The organism is Streptomyces sp. V2I9, from assembly GCF_030817475.1.
Lineage (GTDB): Bacteria > Actinomycetota > Actinomycetes > Streptomycetales > Streptomycetaceae > Streptomyces.
Genome location: NZ_JAUSZJ010000002.1, coordinates 4,707,833 through 4,722,108, shown reverse-complemented (window position 1 = coordinate 4,722,108; position 14,276 = coordinate 4,707,833). Strand labels below are relative to the sequence as shown.

The following is a 14,276-nucleotide window of genomic DNA, read 5'->3' as shown; positions in this document are numbered from 1 at the left end:
GCCCCTTACCGCTGCGTTCTGCTGGTGCCGGTCAGTTCCAGGCGTTGTTCTGGTTCTGACCGTGGGAGCCCTGCTGGCCCATGCCGAACTGGGCGCGGGCGCCCTGGCCGATCTGGGCGTTCTGCGGGGGCATGACCTCACTCGGCTGGACCAGCGCGAAGCCCTGGCCGAGGAAGCTCAGCTCCCAGCCCTCCCCCGTGTTGCCGCGACGCCGGAAGACGCCCGAGGAGTGCGTCTGGGCCTGCATCTGCACGCGCAGGGAGCTGGACCAGGCGACGATCGCGTCCGCGTCCACATTGACGTATTTGTCGGGCGTGACCTGCATCATCAGCGGCTGGCCCGAGGTCATCAGGGCGACCTTGCCCGTGCCGGAGATGTTGAGCTGGTACTTGCCGCTGCCGGAGATCCCGTACTGGCTGTCCACCGCGATGACCTCGGTGTGCAGCGAGGAGTCGAGCGCGAGGACGTAGGAGCTGTCCACCGTCATCCCCTCGCGGTCGACGTCCACGACGTGGATGTACTGGGCGAGGTTGGCGAGGTAGACGGTGCCCTGCCCGGACACGCGCATCAGGTCGAGGCCCTCGCCGGTGCGCGCGCGAGCGCGTCGCTGTCCCTGGGACTGGTATTCGCCGTCGAAGTCCATCAGGCCCTGGTAGGCGACCATTGCGCCCTTGCGGGCGAGGACGTCGTCATGACCGGTCAGCGCCACCCGCAGGAGCTGCGGGTTCTGGATCGCGTACCGGTCCTGGCTCTGCTGCTCGGTGTAGCTGAAAAGCGGACTCTGCATGATGTGGACTCCCTCCCCGTCAGTTCCGGATCCGCAGGCGGTCCGTGCTGTCCTCGCTCGGCTGGACGACGACGATGCCCTGGCCGGAGAAGGCCATCTGGTACGCCTCGCCGCTGCCACGGCCGATCAGCGAGCCGGCCTTGAAGCTGCGCTTGCCCTTCACCTTGAGGTTCGGGGACCAGGCGACGAGCGCGTCCGGGTCGACGTACGTCTCGTCCTCGCCGCGTCCGCAGTCGACGACGATCGGGGTGCCCCGCGAGGTGATGGCGACCCATCCGGTGCCCTGGACGACGACGTTCCACAGGCCCTGTCCGGCGAACTTGGCCATCCCCTTGACCTTCTCGACGCCCCAGGTGAGGTGGGCGTCGAAGGCGAGGAGGTTGGTGCCGTTGACCGAGATGGAGTCGTTGTCGAGGTTGATGACGACCACGTCGGCGCCGTAGTCGGCGAGGTAGAGCAGCCCGTCCCCGGAGCACTTCATGACGGGGGCGCCCTCGCCGGTGATCCACTGGGAGGCGATCTGCCGGACGGCGGGCGGGTTGGGCTCGTACTGGATGAAGCCCTCGTACGCGACCATCGAGCCGGTGCGCGCGAACAGGTCCTGCCCGGAGGCCATGGCGACCTTGAGCATGGTCTTGCCGTGGTTCTCCATCCGGGCCGTGACGGGGGTCGGGGCGTAGCCCGCGAGTTGCTGGTTCATGACGGGCTCCCTCAGACCTCGTAGGGCTGGACGACGATGAAGTTGCCGGGGGCTCCCCGGAACTGGAGGTTCACGGTCTCCCCGCTGTGGCCGGGGTAGGCGTTGCGGCGCAGCCGGACCTGGCTGGAGACGATCACCTGGGAGGCGGCCGACCAGGCGACGACGGCGTTGCAGTCGGCGAACGTGGTGGGCGTGACCGGCAGGACGACCGGGGTGCCGTGCGTCTTCACGACCACCGTGCCGGTGCCGTGGAACTGCATGGTGAACAGCGCGCCGCCGGGGATGCCGTGTCCCTCGACCCGGCGGACCTCGTACTGGAGGGACTCGTCGAAGGCGAGGACGCTCTCGGCGGAGACGCAGATGGCGTCGCCCTGCAGCTCGATCGGGTGCAGATGCGAACCCTCCTCGGCGAGGAAGACCTGGCCACGGCCGGTACAGCGCATCAGCTGCATCTCCTGGCCGGTGGCGTTCCCCACGGCCCGGCCGACGAAACCGGCGCTCTTGTAGCCGAAGTCCACCTTGCCCTGGTACATCACCATGCTGCCCTGGCGGGCCAGCACCCCAGCTCCGCCCATGGTCAGGTCGACCCGCATGAGCTGCTGGTTCTGCGGGGTCCACCGCTGGCCGGTCGCGGTCTCCTTGTACGGCTGCAAGGCCGCCAGGAGCCCGGCGCCCGCAGCCGGCACGCCCTGGGGAACACCCTGCGGAGCGCCCGGGGGCTGCTGACCGTACGGGGACGGGGCGGGCTGACCGTAGGCGGCGGGGGGCTGCTGGCCGAAGGCGGGGGGCTGCTGACCGAAGGGCGCGGCGGGCGGGGCGCCCTGGCCGGGGGCCTGGCCGAACTGCGGCTGCTGCGGCTGCCCGTACGGTGACGGGGTCACGGGAGGCTGCGGCGCCTGGGGAGCCGTCGGGGCCGCGAGCGTCGGCGCCGCGTGGACCGGCTGCTGAGGCGCGGGCGGCGGCGTGGGTGCGGCCGGGGCGCCGAAGGACGGGGCGGGCTGCTGGGCCTGGGGCGCGGACGGGGCACCGAAGGACGGGGCGGGCTGCTGGGCGGCCGGCGCACCGAAGGTCGGGGGCGCGTCGGCCTGGGCCGGCGGGGCGAAGCCCGGTGCGGCGGCGGGGGCCGCGGCGGAAGGCGCCTCCTCGGCGACCTCGCCGCCGAAGTTCTTCAGGAGCGCTTCGAGACCGCCGTCGAAACCCTGGCCGACGGCGGCGAAACGCCAGACGTCCTTCAGGTAGAAGTCGCCGAGCATCACCGCGCGCTCGGTGGTGAACTCCGATCCGGTGAAGGAGTACCGCACCACCTCCTCGCCGCCCGCGACGATCCGGATGTACCCCGGACCGATCTGGGACATCTGCCCCGCGCCGTCGAGCGTCGCGGTGAAGGAGAGCTTCTGGATGGTCGCCGGAACGCGGTCGAGCGTGACGCGGAAGGACTCGGTGTCACCGGACTGCGCACCAAGGAGCTGGATGGACTCCTCGGGCGATTTCGGCTGGTTGAAGAAGATGAAATACCGGTCGTCGGAGAGCTGCTCGTTGGCGTCGAGGCCGAAGCAGCTGATGTCGAAAGTCAGCCCCGGAGCCGCGATCTGCACACCTACGTACAGATCCGTCCCTGCCGTGAGATCACTGATCTTGGCCTTGTGGCCGCGTTGAAATTCCCTGGCCATGCGTAACGACCGTCCCCCATCCCGAAGGTAAATGCGTCGCGTCAGGCTAACCGCAAACAACGACATCGGACCAAGTCGGTACACACCCGGTACAGAATCGGCGAACGCGAAGGGGCTCGGTCACTCCTCGCGGGCGGCGGGCGGGTGGGGCAGCCGGCCGGCCGCCACCACACCCTCCAGATAGCCCCGAGCGCGCTCGGTGCGCGGGTACGCCTCCAGCAGCCGCCAGAACTCCGGACCGTGCCCCGGAACGAGCAGATGGGCCAGTTCGTGGAGGAGCACGTAGTCGATGACGTACTCCGGCATGCCGTGCAGCCGGTGCGAGAGCCTGATGCTGCCCTCGGCCGGGGTGCACGAGCCCCAGCGGGTGTTCTGGTTGGTCACCCAGCGCACCGATACGGGCCGGGCGCGGCCCTCGAAATACTGGGCGGACAACCGCGCGGCACGCTCCGACAGCTCGGTGTCGCCCGGCACGCGCCTGCTTTCCCGGGCGGCCAGCTTGTCCAGCATCACGCCCACCCAGCGCCGTTCCTCCGCCTGCGACATCCGGGCGGGGATGAGCACGATCGTGCGGTCACCCTCCCGGTAGGCGGAGACGGATTTCCTGCGCCGGGTGCTCCTGCGGACCTCGACCGCGCTCGTGGCGGCGCCACGGGGCGGGTAGCCCTCCGCACCCGCACCGCGCGCGGAGCCTCCGGGGCCGCGGGTGGGGATCTCTCCGGCGAGGCCGGGCAACGGGTCGGCAGGCACGCCTCGACGGTACCCGCTGTCCACGGAAGAAGTCCCGCCTCGCAACGGCTCCACGGCGCTCGGCGGTGGAGCCCTTATGGGGCGAGTCACGGTGGAGCCATTCCGTGACTTTCCGTGGTGGAGCCATTCCGGGTCGGTCCACCGATTGCGCGATAAAAGCGATAAGCAGACCGCGCCTGTGGACAACTCCGAGCACGGTTCGGCACGGGCCCTCATTCTGGCAGTGGTCCCGCGGAATGCCGTGTGGATCACCGGACCTGCGGGTGCGCCCGTGGCCATGACACCACTCGGGGGAGAGTCATGTATCCGATGCTGAAGCCCGCGCTGCGTCGCGCCTGGCGTGGACGGAACACCGTGCAGTTCGGTGTGACGCCCGCGCATGCCGTGGCACTGGGTCCGGTGGACCTTGCCACGGGGAGCTTCCTGGAACTGCTCGACGGTACGCGCGGCCTGCCGCTGCTGCACGAGGAGGCTCGCGCACTGGACCTGTCGGAGCATCACGTCGATGTACTGCTCCGCCGGTTGACGGAGGCCGGGCTCCTCGACGATCCGAGGGCGGCGGGCCCGGAAGCCGATGTGCTGCGCCGTCGGGCCGAGGTGATGGACCGCCAGCGCCCCGACGTGGCCTCCCTGTCGGTGGTACGGCCCGAGCCCGGTGGCGGGCTGCGCCGGATGGCGGCCCGGCGGCAGATGCGGGTCCAGGTCAGGGGGGCGGGACGGGTCGGGGCGTCCATCGCCTCGGTGCTGTCCGGTGCGGGGGTGGGGCGGGTGGACGTGCTCGACGGGGGCCGGACGGAGCTCTGGGACGTGGCGCCCGGGGGCCTTCCCCCGGCGGCCGTGGGGGAACGGCGCGATGTGGCGGCCCGCCGCCTCGTCCGCCGTTCGGCACCCGGACCCGGACCCCGCCGGAGGACGGGCGAGGCCGGGGTGGTCCGGGAGGAGAAGCCCGACGTGGAGACGGTGATGCCAGGGGTGCCGGGGATGTCGGAGGTGGGGGCGTCGCGGTCGTGGAGGATGGGCGCGTCCGGGTCGGGAGCGCCGGGGTCAGGAGTGGCGGGTACGGCCGCGTCAGGGGTGGGCGTGTCGGGCTCGGGCGCGCCGGGGGCGCGGACCGGGATGGGGCTCGGCCGGGCGGCGGGCGCCGGGGAGCCCGCCGTGTCTCTGATCGTCGTCGCGCCACGGGACGGGCTGGCGGTGTACGCGCCCGCCGCCGATACGGCCGCCCCCTGGATCGCGTCGGGTACACCTCATCTCTACGCGGGGGTGATCGAGGCCACCGGGGTGGTCGGCCCGCTCGTCCTGCCCGGAGGCACCGGCTGCGCGGGGTGCCTGGAACTGCACCGTGCGGACCGGGATCCGCAGTGGCCCCGGATGCTGGCGCAGTGGCGTTCCGGGAGGCGGGGCGCGGTGCCCGCATGCGACCTGGCGCTCGCGGCGGCGGTCGCCGGGCTGGCCTCGGCCCATGCCCTGGCGTTTCTGGATGGGGACCTCCCTGCCAGCACCGGGGCGCGGTGGGAGGCTGCTCTGCCGCTGCTGGACTGGCGTTCCGAGCCCATCGGCCCGCACGCGGACTGCTCCTGCGGGGCGGCCGGAGCGACTGAGCGGGATCGGCCCTCCACCGCTGTTCGGGCGCAGGACACAATGGCGGGGTGACCGCCATCGACGGAGTGACTCCGAAGGCCGGAGCGGCACGGCAGTCTGGGAACTGGAGGGGCACCATGTCTGATCTTCCCCGGAAGGCGGTAACGCGTACGGCCAAGCTGGCCGCGCTTCCGCTCGGCTTCGCCGGCCGTGCTACCTGGGGTCTGGGCAAGCGCATCGGCGGGAAGTCGGCCGAGCTGGTCGCCCGTGAGGTGCAGCAGCGCACGGCGGACCAATTGTTCAAGACCCTGGGCGAGCTGAAGGGCGGGGCCATGAAGTTGGGCCAGGCCCTGTCGGTCTTCGAATCGGCCCTGCCCGAGGAGGTCGCCGGCCCCTACCGCGCCGCGCTGACCAAGCTCCAGGAGGCGGCGCCGCCGCTGCCCGCGCGCACGGTCCACGGGGTGCTCGCCGAGCGGATCGGCGAGGACTGGCGGGACTGCTTCCTGGAGTTCGAGGACACACCGGCGGCGGCCGCCTCGATCGGGCAGGTGCACCGGGCGGTGTGGCACGACGGCCGTGAGGTCGCCGTGAAGGTGCAGTATCCGGGCGCGGGCGAGGCCCTGCTCTCCGACCTCGCCCAGCTCAGCCGTTTCGCCCGGCTGCTCGGACCCCTGGTTCCGGGGATGGACATCAAGCCGCTGATCAAGGAGCTTCGTGAGCGGGTCTCGGAGGAGCTGGACTACGCACTGGAGGCACAGGCGCAGCAGGAGCACGCGGCGGAGTTCGCGGACGACCCGGATGTGGTGATCCCCCGGGTGGTGCACCAGTCCGACCAGGTGCTGGTGACGGAGTGGATCGACGGGATTCCGCTCTCCGAGGTGATCGCGGAGGGGACGGAGGAACAGCGCAACCGTGCCGGTCAGTTGCTCGCCCGCTTCCTCTTCTCCGGACCGGCGCGCACCGGACTGCTCCATGCCGACCCGCACCCGGGCAACTTCCGGCTGCTGCCGGCGAAGGAGGGTGATCCGGCGGATGCGTGGCGGCTCGGGGTGCTGGACTTCGGCACGGTCGACAGGCTTCCGGGTGGGCTGCCGCGGAACATCGGCGACTCCTTGCGGCTGACGCTGGAGGGTGACGCGGCAGGGGTGTACCGGCTGTTGCGCGAAGAGGGCTTCGTGAAGGAGTCGATCGACCTGGACCCGGACGCGGTGCTCGACTACCTGCTCCCGATCATCGAGCCGACGCGGGTGGAGGAGTTCACCTTCACCCGTGGCTGGCTCCGCGAACAGGCGGCCCAGATAGCCGACCTGCGTTCCCCCGCCCATCAGCTCGGCAGGCAGCTGAACCTTCCTCCGTCCTACGTCCTGATACACCGGGTGACGCTGAGCACGATCGGGGTGCTGTGCCAGCTCGGCGCGACGGTCCGGATGCGCGACGAACTCGAAGCGTGGCTGCCAGGGTTCCTCGTGGAGGAGGAGGCCCTGGACGCGGTGGACGCGGGGTACGCCGATGAGGAGGGCGATCCGGAGCGGGCGGGCGACGCCGTCGAGGCGTAGGAAGTTCTGAGGGACAGCTTGAGAACCGGCCCGCAGCTCGAAGACCGGCCCGATCGGGAGGGGGGATCGGGCCGGTCACCAGGGCGGCGGCCACCGTCGGCGTCCGGGCGGTCACCACCAGAGGGAGTCGAGGCGGCTCTCGATCGCGCGGATGTGAAGGCGCGCGCAGCTCTCGCAGAAGTCGAGGCGGCGTCCGTCCTCCCTGGAGCAGAGCCAGGTGGGCGGGGCGGTGTCTCCGGCGGCGACGGTGCCGCAGCGGGCGCACACCACGCTTCCCGCGGCGGGCTGTTCGGGGGAAGCGGAGTGTTCGGACCTGCCGGACCCCTCGGAGAGGCCGGGCCTACCGGGCCGCTCGGAGGGAGCGGGCTGTTCGGCCCGGTCGGGCTGTTCGGGGTGATCGGTCTCCTCGTCCACCCGGCGACGATAACGCCGTGACCGGGCGGCCGGGGGCAGAACGCAGCGCGGGGCCGCCCGTGTCCGGGCGGCCCCGCGGTGGGGTTGGGCGGGCGGTCAGTTCATGACCGCCATGGCCAGCGCGCGGCGGGCGCGCAGCGAGGCGCGCTCCGCCCGGCGCTGCATCCGGCGGGCGGTGACCAGGCGGGCCGACCGGCGGTCGTCCTGGGCCTCCCGCAAGCGCTCGTGCATATGCGCACGGGCCAGGGCTTCGGGGATGAGTTGCATTTCGCGGGTCCTGTTCTGACGCGAGTCGTTCGCGCCGATGATGCTGACGTCGGGGGTGGCGGAGCCGACCGGCTCCTTCGTGGGGGTGCTCATTGGTGCCTGATTCCGAGGGTCATGGGTGTGGGGGTGGTCGATCGTTCCGATGCGCAGCCGGCGTGTGGGGGCGGGGACCCCACAGGTCGCGGTCACGCTGCGACCGGGTTCTTGCGCGGACGGCCACGGGGCCGCTTGCGGGCGACGACGACACCCTGGACGAAGAGCTCACCGCCCCAGACACCCCACGGCTCGCGGCGGTCCTTCGCCCCGGCGAGGCAGGCCTCGACGAGCGGGCAGGTGCGGCAGAGGGACTTGGCGTACTCGACGTCGGCGGGCGACTCGGCGAAGAAGACCTCCGGGTCGTAGGAGCGGCAGGGAACCGGAACGCCGAGGTTCTCGATGGCGTCGTCGAGCGCGGTGAGCGTGGTGAGCGGGGTCAAGGTGGAGTCCTCCGTGGAGCCGGGCGGCGAGATCGGGGCGGTGAGCGGTACTGACGGGGCGTGCGTCTCGATGGGCACGGTGGGTGGTGTCCTCGTCTGGTCGTGCCGGCCTGTTGGCCGGTTGGCGGCTGCTGGTACCAGGTCCTGCTTGTCCCGAGGCTCCTTCGTTCCGTCTCATCCGTTCGGACAAAACAAAAGGGCCGCGGATCCCGAGTGGGGTTCCGCGGCCCTGAAGGCGCCGGCCTGATGCTGGATCAGGCTGGATCGCTCCAGGGTTCAGGCCCACGGAAGGCCCACATCGTGTGGTGCTGCTGCGTCTGCTTCGTGAATCCGGCACCGGCTGCCGCAAAGGCATAGGCCTGAGCCTGCGCTGCCTTCACTCCTACTGCCGCCGGTGCCTGGATCGGTCGCTCATTACGCTCCCGCGTCACGGGGAGGCTCGCGGGGGCCGACGGACGGACGGCGGAGACGCCGGACAGACCGGTGGCGTGAAGCGAGGCAGCCGAGGAGCGGGTGAGGCCGAGCGAGCAGGCGGAGACGACCGAGAGATCGGTCATTTTCTGGGTTTCGATGATGCTGATCACTTCAATCGCCTCCTCTCGGCGTCTAGGGGGACCGACCGGGGCCGGTCCTGCGTATTCGGATGAGTACAGCTAAGTACAGCACGGGCCCAGGGCTTCAGAGAAGCCGCTGTTTCCGTGGTTAAGAACCTATGGTGACGACTGGTGCGGGCGCAAACTATTTTCTGGACGAGTTTTCCTCAGGTCTCGCCGGAGCCTTCCTCGGTCCCGTCACCAACCGCCTCACCTGCGCAGATGGCCAGGACATCGGTGCCGAAACGGCTCAACTTACGGTTGCCGACGCCCGCGATGACGACGAGCTCGCCCGCGGTGGACGGGACGGTCTCGGCGATCGCCATGAGCGTCTTCTCGGTGAACACGCAGTAGTCGGGCTGGCCCAGCAGCGCCGCCTGGGCGGCGCGCCAGTCGTGCAGCCGCTCGTACAGCGCCTCGTCCATGTCCGAGGGGCAGTCCTCGCAGCGCATCAGCTTCATCTCGCCGGCGTCGGTGAGCGTCCGCCCGCAGACCCGGCACCGCACCGGGCTCCTGGGCTTGCGCTCGACCGCCGGCGCCCGGTTCGCCCCGGCCCGGCCGGTGCCCCGGTCGATGCCTCCGCCGCCCCCGGCCCCGCCCCGCGCGCCCGCCGCCCCCGAGCCGGGACGCAGCCCGTTCAGGAAGCGGGTGGGCCGACGGCTCGCCCGGCCGCCCGGGGACCGGGAGAGCGCCCAGGACAGCGAGAGGTGGACGCGGGCGCGGGTGATGCCGACGTACAGCAGGCGGCGTTCCTCCTCGACCTGCTCGTCGGTCCTGGCGTAGGCGATCGGCATCATGCCCTCGGTCAGGCCGACCAGGAACACGGCGTCCCACTCCAGGCCCTTCGCGGCGTGCAGGGAGGCCAGCGTGACGCCCTGGACGGTGGGCGCGTGCTGGGCAGCCGCCCGCTCGTCCAGCTCCCGGACCAGTTCGGTGAGGGTCGCTCCCGGCCTGGCCGCCTCGAAGTCCTCCGCCAGGCGGACCAGCGCGGCCAGCGACTCCCAGCGGTCGCGCACGGCGCCCGAACCGGCAGGGGGCCGGGTGGTCCAGCCTTTCGTGGACAGCACCGCCCGGACCTGGGAGGCCAGGTCCTCGGCCCCGTCGAGCAGGGAGTCGTTGCCCCCGGCGCGGGCCGCGCCGCGCAGCGCGGTGCCGGCCTCGCGGACCTCGGCCCGCTCGAAGAACCGCTCGGCGCCGCGCAGCTGGTAGGGCACCCCGGCGTCGGCGAGGGCCTGCTCGTAGACCTCGGACTGGGAGTTGACCCGGTAGAGCACGGCGATCTCTCCGGCCGGAACGCCCGCGGCGATGAGGTCGCGGATGCGGCGGGCGGTGGACTCGGCCTCGGTGGGCTCGTCGCCGTACTCCGTGTAGACCGGCTCGGGGCCCTTGTCGCGCTGCGAGACCAGCTCCAGGCGGTGGTCGGCGGCCCGGCCGCTGGCCTGGCTCAGCAGACCGTTGGCCAGGTGGACGACCTGGGGGGTGGAGCGGTAGTCGCGGACCAGCTTGACGACGGTCGCGCCGGGGTGGCGGGTGCGGAAGTTCAGCAGGTGGTCGGGGGTGGCCCCGGTGAAGGAGTAGATCGTCTGGCTGGCGTCGCCGACGACGCAGAGGTCGTCCCGGTCCCCGACCCAGAGGTCGAGCAGCCGCTGCTGGAGCGGGCTCACGTCCTGGTACTCGTCGACCACGAAGTGCTGGTACTGGCCGCGCACATGGTCCGCGATGTCGGCCCGGTCCTGGAGGATGCCGACCAGGAGCAGCAGCACGTCCTCGAAGTCGATCACCGAACGGTCGCGCTTGAGCTGCTCGTACGTGGAGTAGATCTGGGAGAGCTCCGCCGGGTCGCGGGGCGCGTCCCGCAGGGCCTTGGCGACGGCGGCCGGATAGTCGGCCGGGACGGTCTGGGTGACCTTGGCCCACTCGATCTCGCTGGTGGCGTCCCGCAGCTCGTTCCGGTCGAGCCGGATCTGGCAGCGGGCGGCCGCCTCGGAGACCAGCTGCACCTTCCGCTCCAGCAGCCGGGGCAGTTCCCCACCGACTGCTTTCGGCCAGAAATACTGGAGCTGCCGGAGCGCGGCGGAGTGGAAGGTCCGCGCCTGGACACCGGTCGCGCCGAGCTGGCGGAGGCGGCCCCGCATCTCGCCGGCGGCCCGGTTGGTGAAGGTGACGGCGAGCACGGTGGCCGGCTGGAGGATGCCGGCGCGCACCCCGTACGCGATGCGGTGGGTGATCGCGCGGGTCTTGCCCGTACCGGCTCCGGCCAGCACGCACACCGGTCCGTGCAGGGCGAGGGCCACCTCGCGCTGCTCGGGGTCGAGCCCGTCGAGCACGGCGTCCGGGGTCTCGGGAACCTGCGGGAAGAGGGTGGAGTGCGTTGCTGCTGTCACCCTGCCATGCTGCCAGGTCCGCGGGGGCGGAAGCGGCGGTTGTCCACAGGGGTGAGGCATTCGTCGTACCGGGACGGGCCTGTGCGGGAGGTCGGCGCGGGCGGTACGGGAAGGTCCACGACCGGCCAGGATCCGTGCGCGGGCGCCGCTGCCCCCGTCGGGGGAATGGGAGCCTCGTCCCGTACGTTCCCCAACCGTGCGGGAAGGCCGTGGACAGCGGCCGTACCGCGAGTGACGCTGCCGGCCGCGCAGCGGTACGGACGAGACGAAGGAGCGCCAGCGACATGGCGGGCACTGTGACGATGTACAGCACCACCTGGTGCGGCTACTGCCGCCGGCTGAAGAGCCAGATGGACCGTGAGGGCATCGCGTACAACGAGGTCAACATCGAGCACGACCCGGAGTCGGCCGCTTTCGTCGAGAAGGCGAATGGCGGAAACCAGACGGTCCCGACGCTGCTGATCGTGTCCCCCTCGGGCACCGAGTCGGTCATGACGAACCCGTCGCTGGCCCAGGTGAAGCAGGCGCTGGCCGCCTGATCCGGCCGCCCGGCCCCCGCTGCCCCCGGCACCGCCGGGGGCAGCCGTGCGTCCGGGGGGCGCGCAGGACCCCGCGCTCGGGGCCCGCGCTCCCGGCGGGAAGCCCGCGCTCGGACGGCGAAGGGGCCGCGCTCAGGCGGTCCGCTTCACGCTGCCGGGCTTCGGGAGCGGCTTGCCGTACCAGAGTTCGATCAGGCGGGCCGCGATCGAGATGCCGAACGGGGGCATGACCTCGCCGGAGTCGAAGGCAGCGGTGAGGTCCTCGCGGGAGAACCAGCGGGCCTCCTCGATCTCCTCTCCGTCGACCTGGATGTCGAAGGAGGTCGCCCGCGCCATGAAGCCGAGCATGAGGCTGGAGGGGAACGGCCACGGCTGGCTGGCGATGTACTCGACCTCGCCGACCGTGATCCCGGCCTCCTCGTACACCTCGCGGGCCACGGACTGCTCGATCGACTCCCCCGGCTCGACGAACCCGGCGAGCGTGGAGAACCGCCCCTCCGGCCAGTGCACCTGCCGGCCCAGCAGGGCCCGGTCCTGGTCGTCGGTGACCAGCATGATGACCGCCGGGTCGGTACGGGGGTAGTGCTCGGCCCCGCATGCCTGGCAGCGGCGGATGTGCCCGGCCGCCGCGATGACGGTGCGCTCGCCGCAGCGCGAGCAGAAGCGGTGCAGGCGCTGCCAGTTCTCCAGGGCGACGGCGTGCACCATGAGCCCCGCGTCGCGGGGGCCGAGCAGGAGGCCGGCCTCGCGCAGTCCGGCCGGGCGGGCCGACTGGTCCATGCGGCCGGGCAGCGAGTCCTTCTGGAGGGCGAAGTAGCTGACGCCCGTCTCGTCGGTGCCGAGGAAGTACCGGTGGGTCTCGGTGACCGGGGCCTCGAAGGCCGGGGTCATGACGATCTCGGTGCCCCCGTCGGGGGTGTCGTCGATCAGCACCTGGCCGCCGGAGACGACGAAGACGCGGGTCGTCGGGTGGCTCCACGCCACGGACAGCCACGCCTCGTCGAGGCGGTGGTGGGCCGCGCGGTCGATGCCGCTCGGCGCGGTGAGGCCGATCGGGCGGTCTGCGGTGGCGTTGTCGAAGGTGCTCACAGGTGCTTCCTACTCCCCCTGGGTGGATCGGGTGTGCACAGGTACGTGGAGGGTGTGCGGAGGACTCAGCTCAGTGCGGTGGCCAGCTCGTCCCAGAGGTACGCCGCCGTCTCCACGCCCTTCAGCAGGAGGTCCAGCTCGACCTTCTCGTCGGGCGCGTGCCAGCCGTCGGAGGGTACGGAGATGCCGAGGAAGAGGACGGGGGCGCCGAGCACGTCCCGGAGGTCGGCGGCGGGGCCCGATCCTCCCTCGCGGGTGAAGAGGATCTTCCGGCCGAAGGCGCGGCCCATCGCGCGGGCCACGGCCTGGAGGGCGGGGTGGTCCAGCGGGGTCAGGCAGGGGCGGGTGGCGGGCTGGAAGGCGATGGTGTGCCGGACGCCCGCCGGGACGCGGGAGGCGACCCAGGCGGTGACCGCCTCCTGGACGCGCTCGGGGTCCTGGCCGTCGACCAGCCGGAAGCTGATCTTCGCCAGGGCGGAGGAGGGGATGATCGTCTTGCTTCCGGCGCCCTGGTATCCGCCGCCGATGCCGTTGACCTCGGCGGTGGGGCGGGCCCAGACGCGTTCCAGCGTGGAGTACCCGGCCTCGCCGGACGCGGCCCCCGACCTGGCGGTGCGCAGCCAGGTCGCCTCGTCGAAGGGCAGCTCGGCGAAGAGGGCCCGTTCGGTGGCGGTGAGCTCGGTGACCCCGTCGTAGAAGCCGGGGACCGCGACCCGGCCGTCCTCGTCGTGGAGGGCGGCGACGAGGCGGGCGATCTCGGTGGCGGGGTTGGGGACGGCTCCGCCGAACGATCCGGAGTGGATGTCCTGGGCCGGTCCGAACAGCTGGATCTCGCACTCCGCGAGACCGCGCATGCCCGTGCAGACGGTCGGGGTGTCCTCGTCCCACATGCCGGTGTCGGAGACGATCACCGCGTCGGCGGCGAGCCGGGCGGCGTGCTGCTCGGCCAGGGCGCGGAAGTGCGGGGAGCCCGACTCCTCCTCCCCCTCGATCAGCAGCTTGAGGGTGACGGCGGGGGTGGTGCGGCCGGTCGCGGCGAGGTGGGCGCGGACCCCGAGGGTGTGGAAGAACACCTGGCCCTTGTCGTCGGCCGCGCCGCGTCCGTACATCCGGCCGTCGCGGACCACCGGCTCGAACGGCTCGGTGGCCCAGCCGTCCGCGCGGGCGGCGGGCTGGACGTCGTGGTGGCCGTAGACCAGGACCGTCGGGGCGTCCGGGTCCTCGCTGGGCCACTCGGCGAAGACCGCCGGGGCGCCGGGGGTCTCCCAGATCTCGGTGACCGGGAAGCCGGTCTCCCGGAGCTTGGCGCTCAGCCACTCGGCGCTGCGCCGTACGTCCCCGGCGTGCTCCGGCTGCGCGGAGACGGACGGGATGCGCAGCCACTCCGCGAGGTCGTCGAGGAAGGCCGCGCGGTGCTGTTCGGTGTACGTACGGACGGCGCTGTCCGGGGTCTCGCTCATGCTCCTGAGC

14 protein-coding genes are annotated in these 14,276 nt (G+C 71.9%); 3 read left to right on the top strand and 11 right to left on the bottom strand.

The genetic code is table 11. The features are described from left to right. Positions 1-31: 31 nt before the first annotated feature. The 4 genes from QFZ71_RS20915 to QFZ71_RS20900 form a co-directional block, all read right to left on the bottom strand. Positions 32-787, bottom strand: coding sequence for an AIM24 family protein (locus tag QFZ71_RS20915; protein ID WP_307669710.1), 756 nt, complete (start codon positions 785-787; stop codon positions 32-34). Between the two features lie 19 nt (positions 788-806). Beyond that, positions 807-1,487 carry an AIM24 family protein gene (locus tag QFZ71_RS20910; RefSeq protein WP_073764092.1) on the bottom strand — a complete coding sequence of 227 codons (681 nt, stop codon included), beginning with the start codon at positions 1,485-1,487 and terminating at the stop codon, positions 807-809. Between the two features lie 11 nt (positions 1,488-1,498). After that, the gene (locus QFZ71_RS20905) at positions 1,499-3,157 is read right to left on the bottom strand and encodes a TerD family protein (RefSeq protein WP_307669709.1); all 1,659 of its coding nucleotides are present in this window, start codon (positions 3,155-3,157) and stop codon (positions 1,499-1,501) included. A gap of 120 nt (positions 3,158-3,277) precedes the next feature. Beyond that, positions 3,278-3,907, bottom strand: coding sequence for a M48 family metallopeptidase (locus QFZ71_RS20900; RefSeq protein WP_307669708.1), 630 nt, complete (start codon positions 3,905-3,907; stop codon positions 3,278-3,280). A gap of 300 nt (positions 3,908-4,207) precedes the next feature. Between QFZ71_RS20900 and QFZ71_RS20895 the strand changes: the two genes are divergently transcribed. Both QFZ71_RS20895 and QFZ71_RS20890 read left to right on the top strand, forming a co-directional pair. Beyond that, positions 4,208-5,560: a ThiF family adenylyltransferase gene (locus QFZ71_RS20895; protein ID WP_307669707.1), complete on the top strand. Its 1,353-nt coding sequence runs from the start codon at positions 4,208-4,210 to the stop codon at positions 5,558-5,560. Between the two features lie 65 nt (positions 5,561-5,625). Then, positions 5,626-7,044, top strand: a complete 1,419-nt coding sequence (locus QFZ71_RS20890; RefSeq protein ID WP_307669706.1) for an AarF/ABC1/UbiB kinase family protein — start codon at positions 5,626-5,628, stop codon at positions 7,042-7,044. Positions 7,045-7,155: 111 nt separating this feature from the next. On the opposite strand, the gene QFZ71_RS20885 is transcribed toward QFZ71_RS20890, so the two are convergent. The 5 genes from QFZ71_RS20885 to QFZ71_RS20865 form a co-directional block, all read right to left on the bottom strand. After that, entirely contained in the window at positions 7,156-7,458 is a 303-nt protein-coding gene (locus QFZ71_RS20885; protein WP_307671640.1) for a hypothetical protein, read from the bottom strand. Positions 7,459-7,554: 96 nt separating this feature from the next. Then, entirely contained in the window at positions 7,555-7,914 is a 360-nt protein-coding gene (locus QFZ71_RS20880) for a hypothetical protein (protein WP_307669705.1), read from the bottom strand. Continuing rightward, entirely contained in the window at positions 7,911-8,279 is a 369-nt protein-coding gene (locus tag QFZ71_RS20875) for a WhiB family transcriptional regulator (RefSeq protein ID WP_228990562.1), read from the bottom strand. The genes QFZ71_RS20880 and QFZ71_RS20875 overlap by 4 nt, the downstream gene beginning before the upstream one ends. A gap of 176 nt (positions 8,280-8,455) precedes the next feature. Next, positions 8,456-8,785 carry a hypothetical protein gene (locus QFZ71_RS20870; protein ID WP_307669704.1) on the bottom strand — a complete coding sequence of 110 codons (330 nt, stop codon included), beginning with the start codon at positions 8,783-8,785 and terminating at the stop codon, positions 8,456-8,458. A gap of 176 nt (positions 8,786-8,961) precedes the next feature. Beyond that, positions 8,962-11,238, bottom strand: a complete 2,277-nt coding sequence (locus QFZ71_RS20865; RefSeq protein WP_307669703.1) for an ATP-dependent DNA helicase UvrD2 — start codon at positions 11,236-11,238, stop codon at positions 8,962-8,964. Positions 11,239-11,462: 224 nt separating this feature from the next. Here QFZ71_RS20865 and QFZ71_RS20860 point away from each other — a divergent pair, with 224 nt between their 5' ends. Further along, the gene (locus QFZ71_RS20860) at positions 11,463-11,717 is read left to right on the top strand and encodes a glutaredoxin domain-containing protein (RefSeq protein ID WP_030113660.1); all 255 of its coding nucleotides are present in this window, start codon (positions 11,463-11,465) and stop codon (positions 11,715-11,717) included. 132 nt (positions 11,718-11,849) lie between these two features. Here the strand turns inward: QFZ71_RS20860 and nudC are convergent, their stop codons facing one another. After that, positions 11,850-12,806 carry an NAD(+) diphosphatase gene (gene nudC, locus QFZ71_RS20855; RefSeq protein WP_307669702.1) on the bottom strand — a complete coding sequence of 319 codons (957 nt, stop codon included), beginning with the start codon at positions 12,804-12,806 and terminating at the stop codon, positions 11,850-11,852. A gap of 65 nt (positions 12,807-12,871) precedes the next feature. Further along, positions 12,872-14,266: a dipeptidase gene (locus QFZ71_RS20850; RefSeq protein WP_307669701.1), complete on the bottom strand. Its 1,395-nt coding sequence runs from the start codon at positions 14,264-14,266 to the stop codon at positions 12,872-12,874. Between the last annotated feature and the right edge of the window lie 10 nt (positions 14,267-14,276).

What these genes read in the sequence shown, in the direction of transcription:
- QFZ71_RS20915 (WP_307669710.1), bottom strand. Translation starts at nt 787, where the DNA reads ATGCAGAGTCCGCTTTTCAGCTACACCGAGCAGCAGAGCCAGGACCGG.
- QFZ71_RS20910 (WP_073764092.1), bottom strand. Translation starts at nt 1,487, where the DNA reads ATGAACCAGCAACTCGCGGGCTACGCCCCGACCCCCGTCACGGCCCGG.
- QFZ71_RS20905 (WP_307669709.1), bottom strand. Translation starts at nt 3,157, where the DNA reads ATGGCCAGGGAATTTCAACGCGGCCACAAGGCCAAGATCAGTGATCTC.
- QFZ71_RS20895 (WP_307669707.1), top strand. Translation starts at nt 4,208, where the DNA reads ATGTATCCGATGCTGAAGCCCGCGCTGCGTCGCGCCTGGCGTGGACGG.
- QFZ71_RS20890 (WP_307669706.1), top strand. Translation starts at nt 5,626, where the DNA reads ATGTCTGATCTTCCCCGGAAGGCGGTAACGCGTACGGCCAAGCTGGCC.
- QFZ71_RS20865 (WP_307669703.1), bottom strand. Translation starts at nt 11,238, where the DNA reads ATGCCTCACCCCTGTGGACAACCGCCGCTTCCGCCCCCGCGGACCTGG.
- QFZ71_RS20860 (WP_030113660.1), top strand. Translation starts at nt 11,463, where the DNA reads ATGGCGGGCACTGTGACGATGTACAGCACCACCTGGTGCGGCTACTGC.
- QFZ71_RS20850 (WP_307669701.1), bottom strand. Translation starts at nt 14,266, where the DNA reads ATGAGCGAGACCCCGGACAGCGCCGTCCGTACGTACACCGAACAGCAC.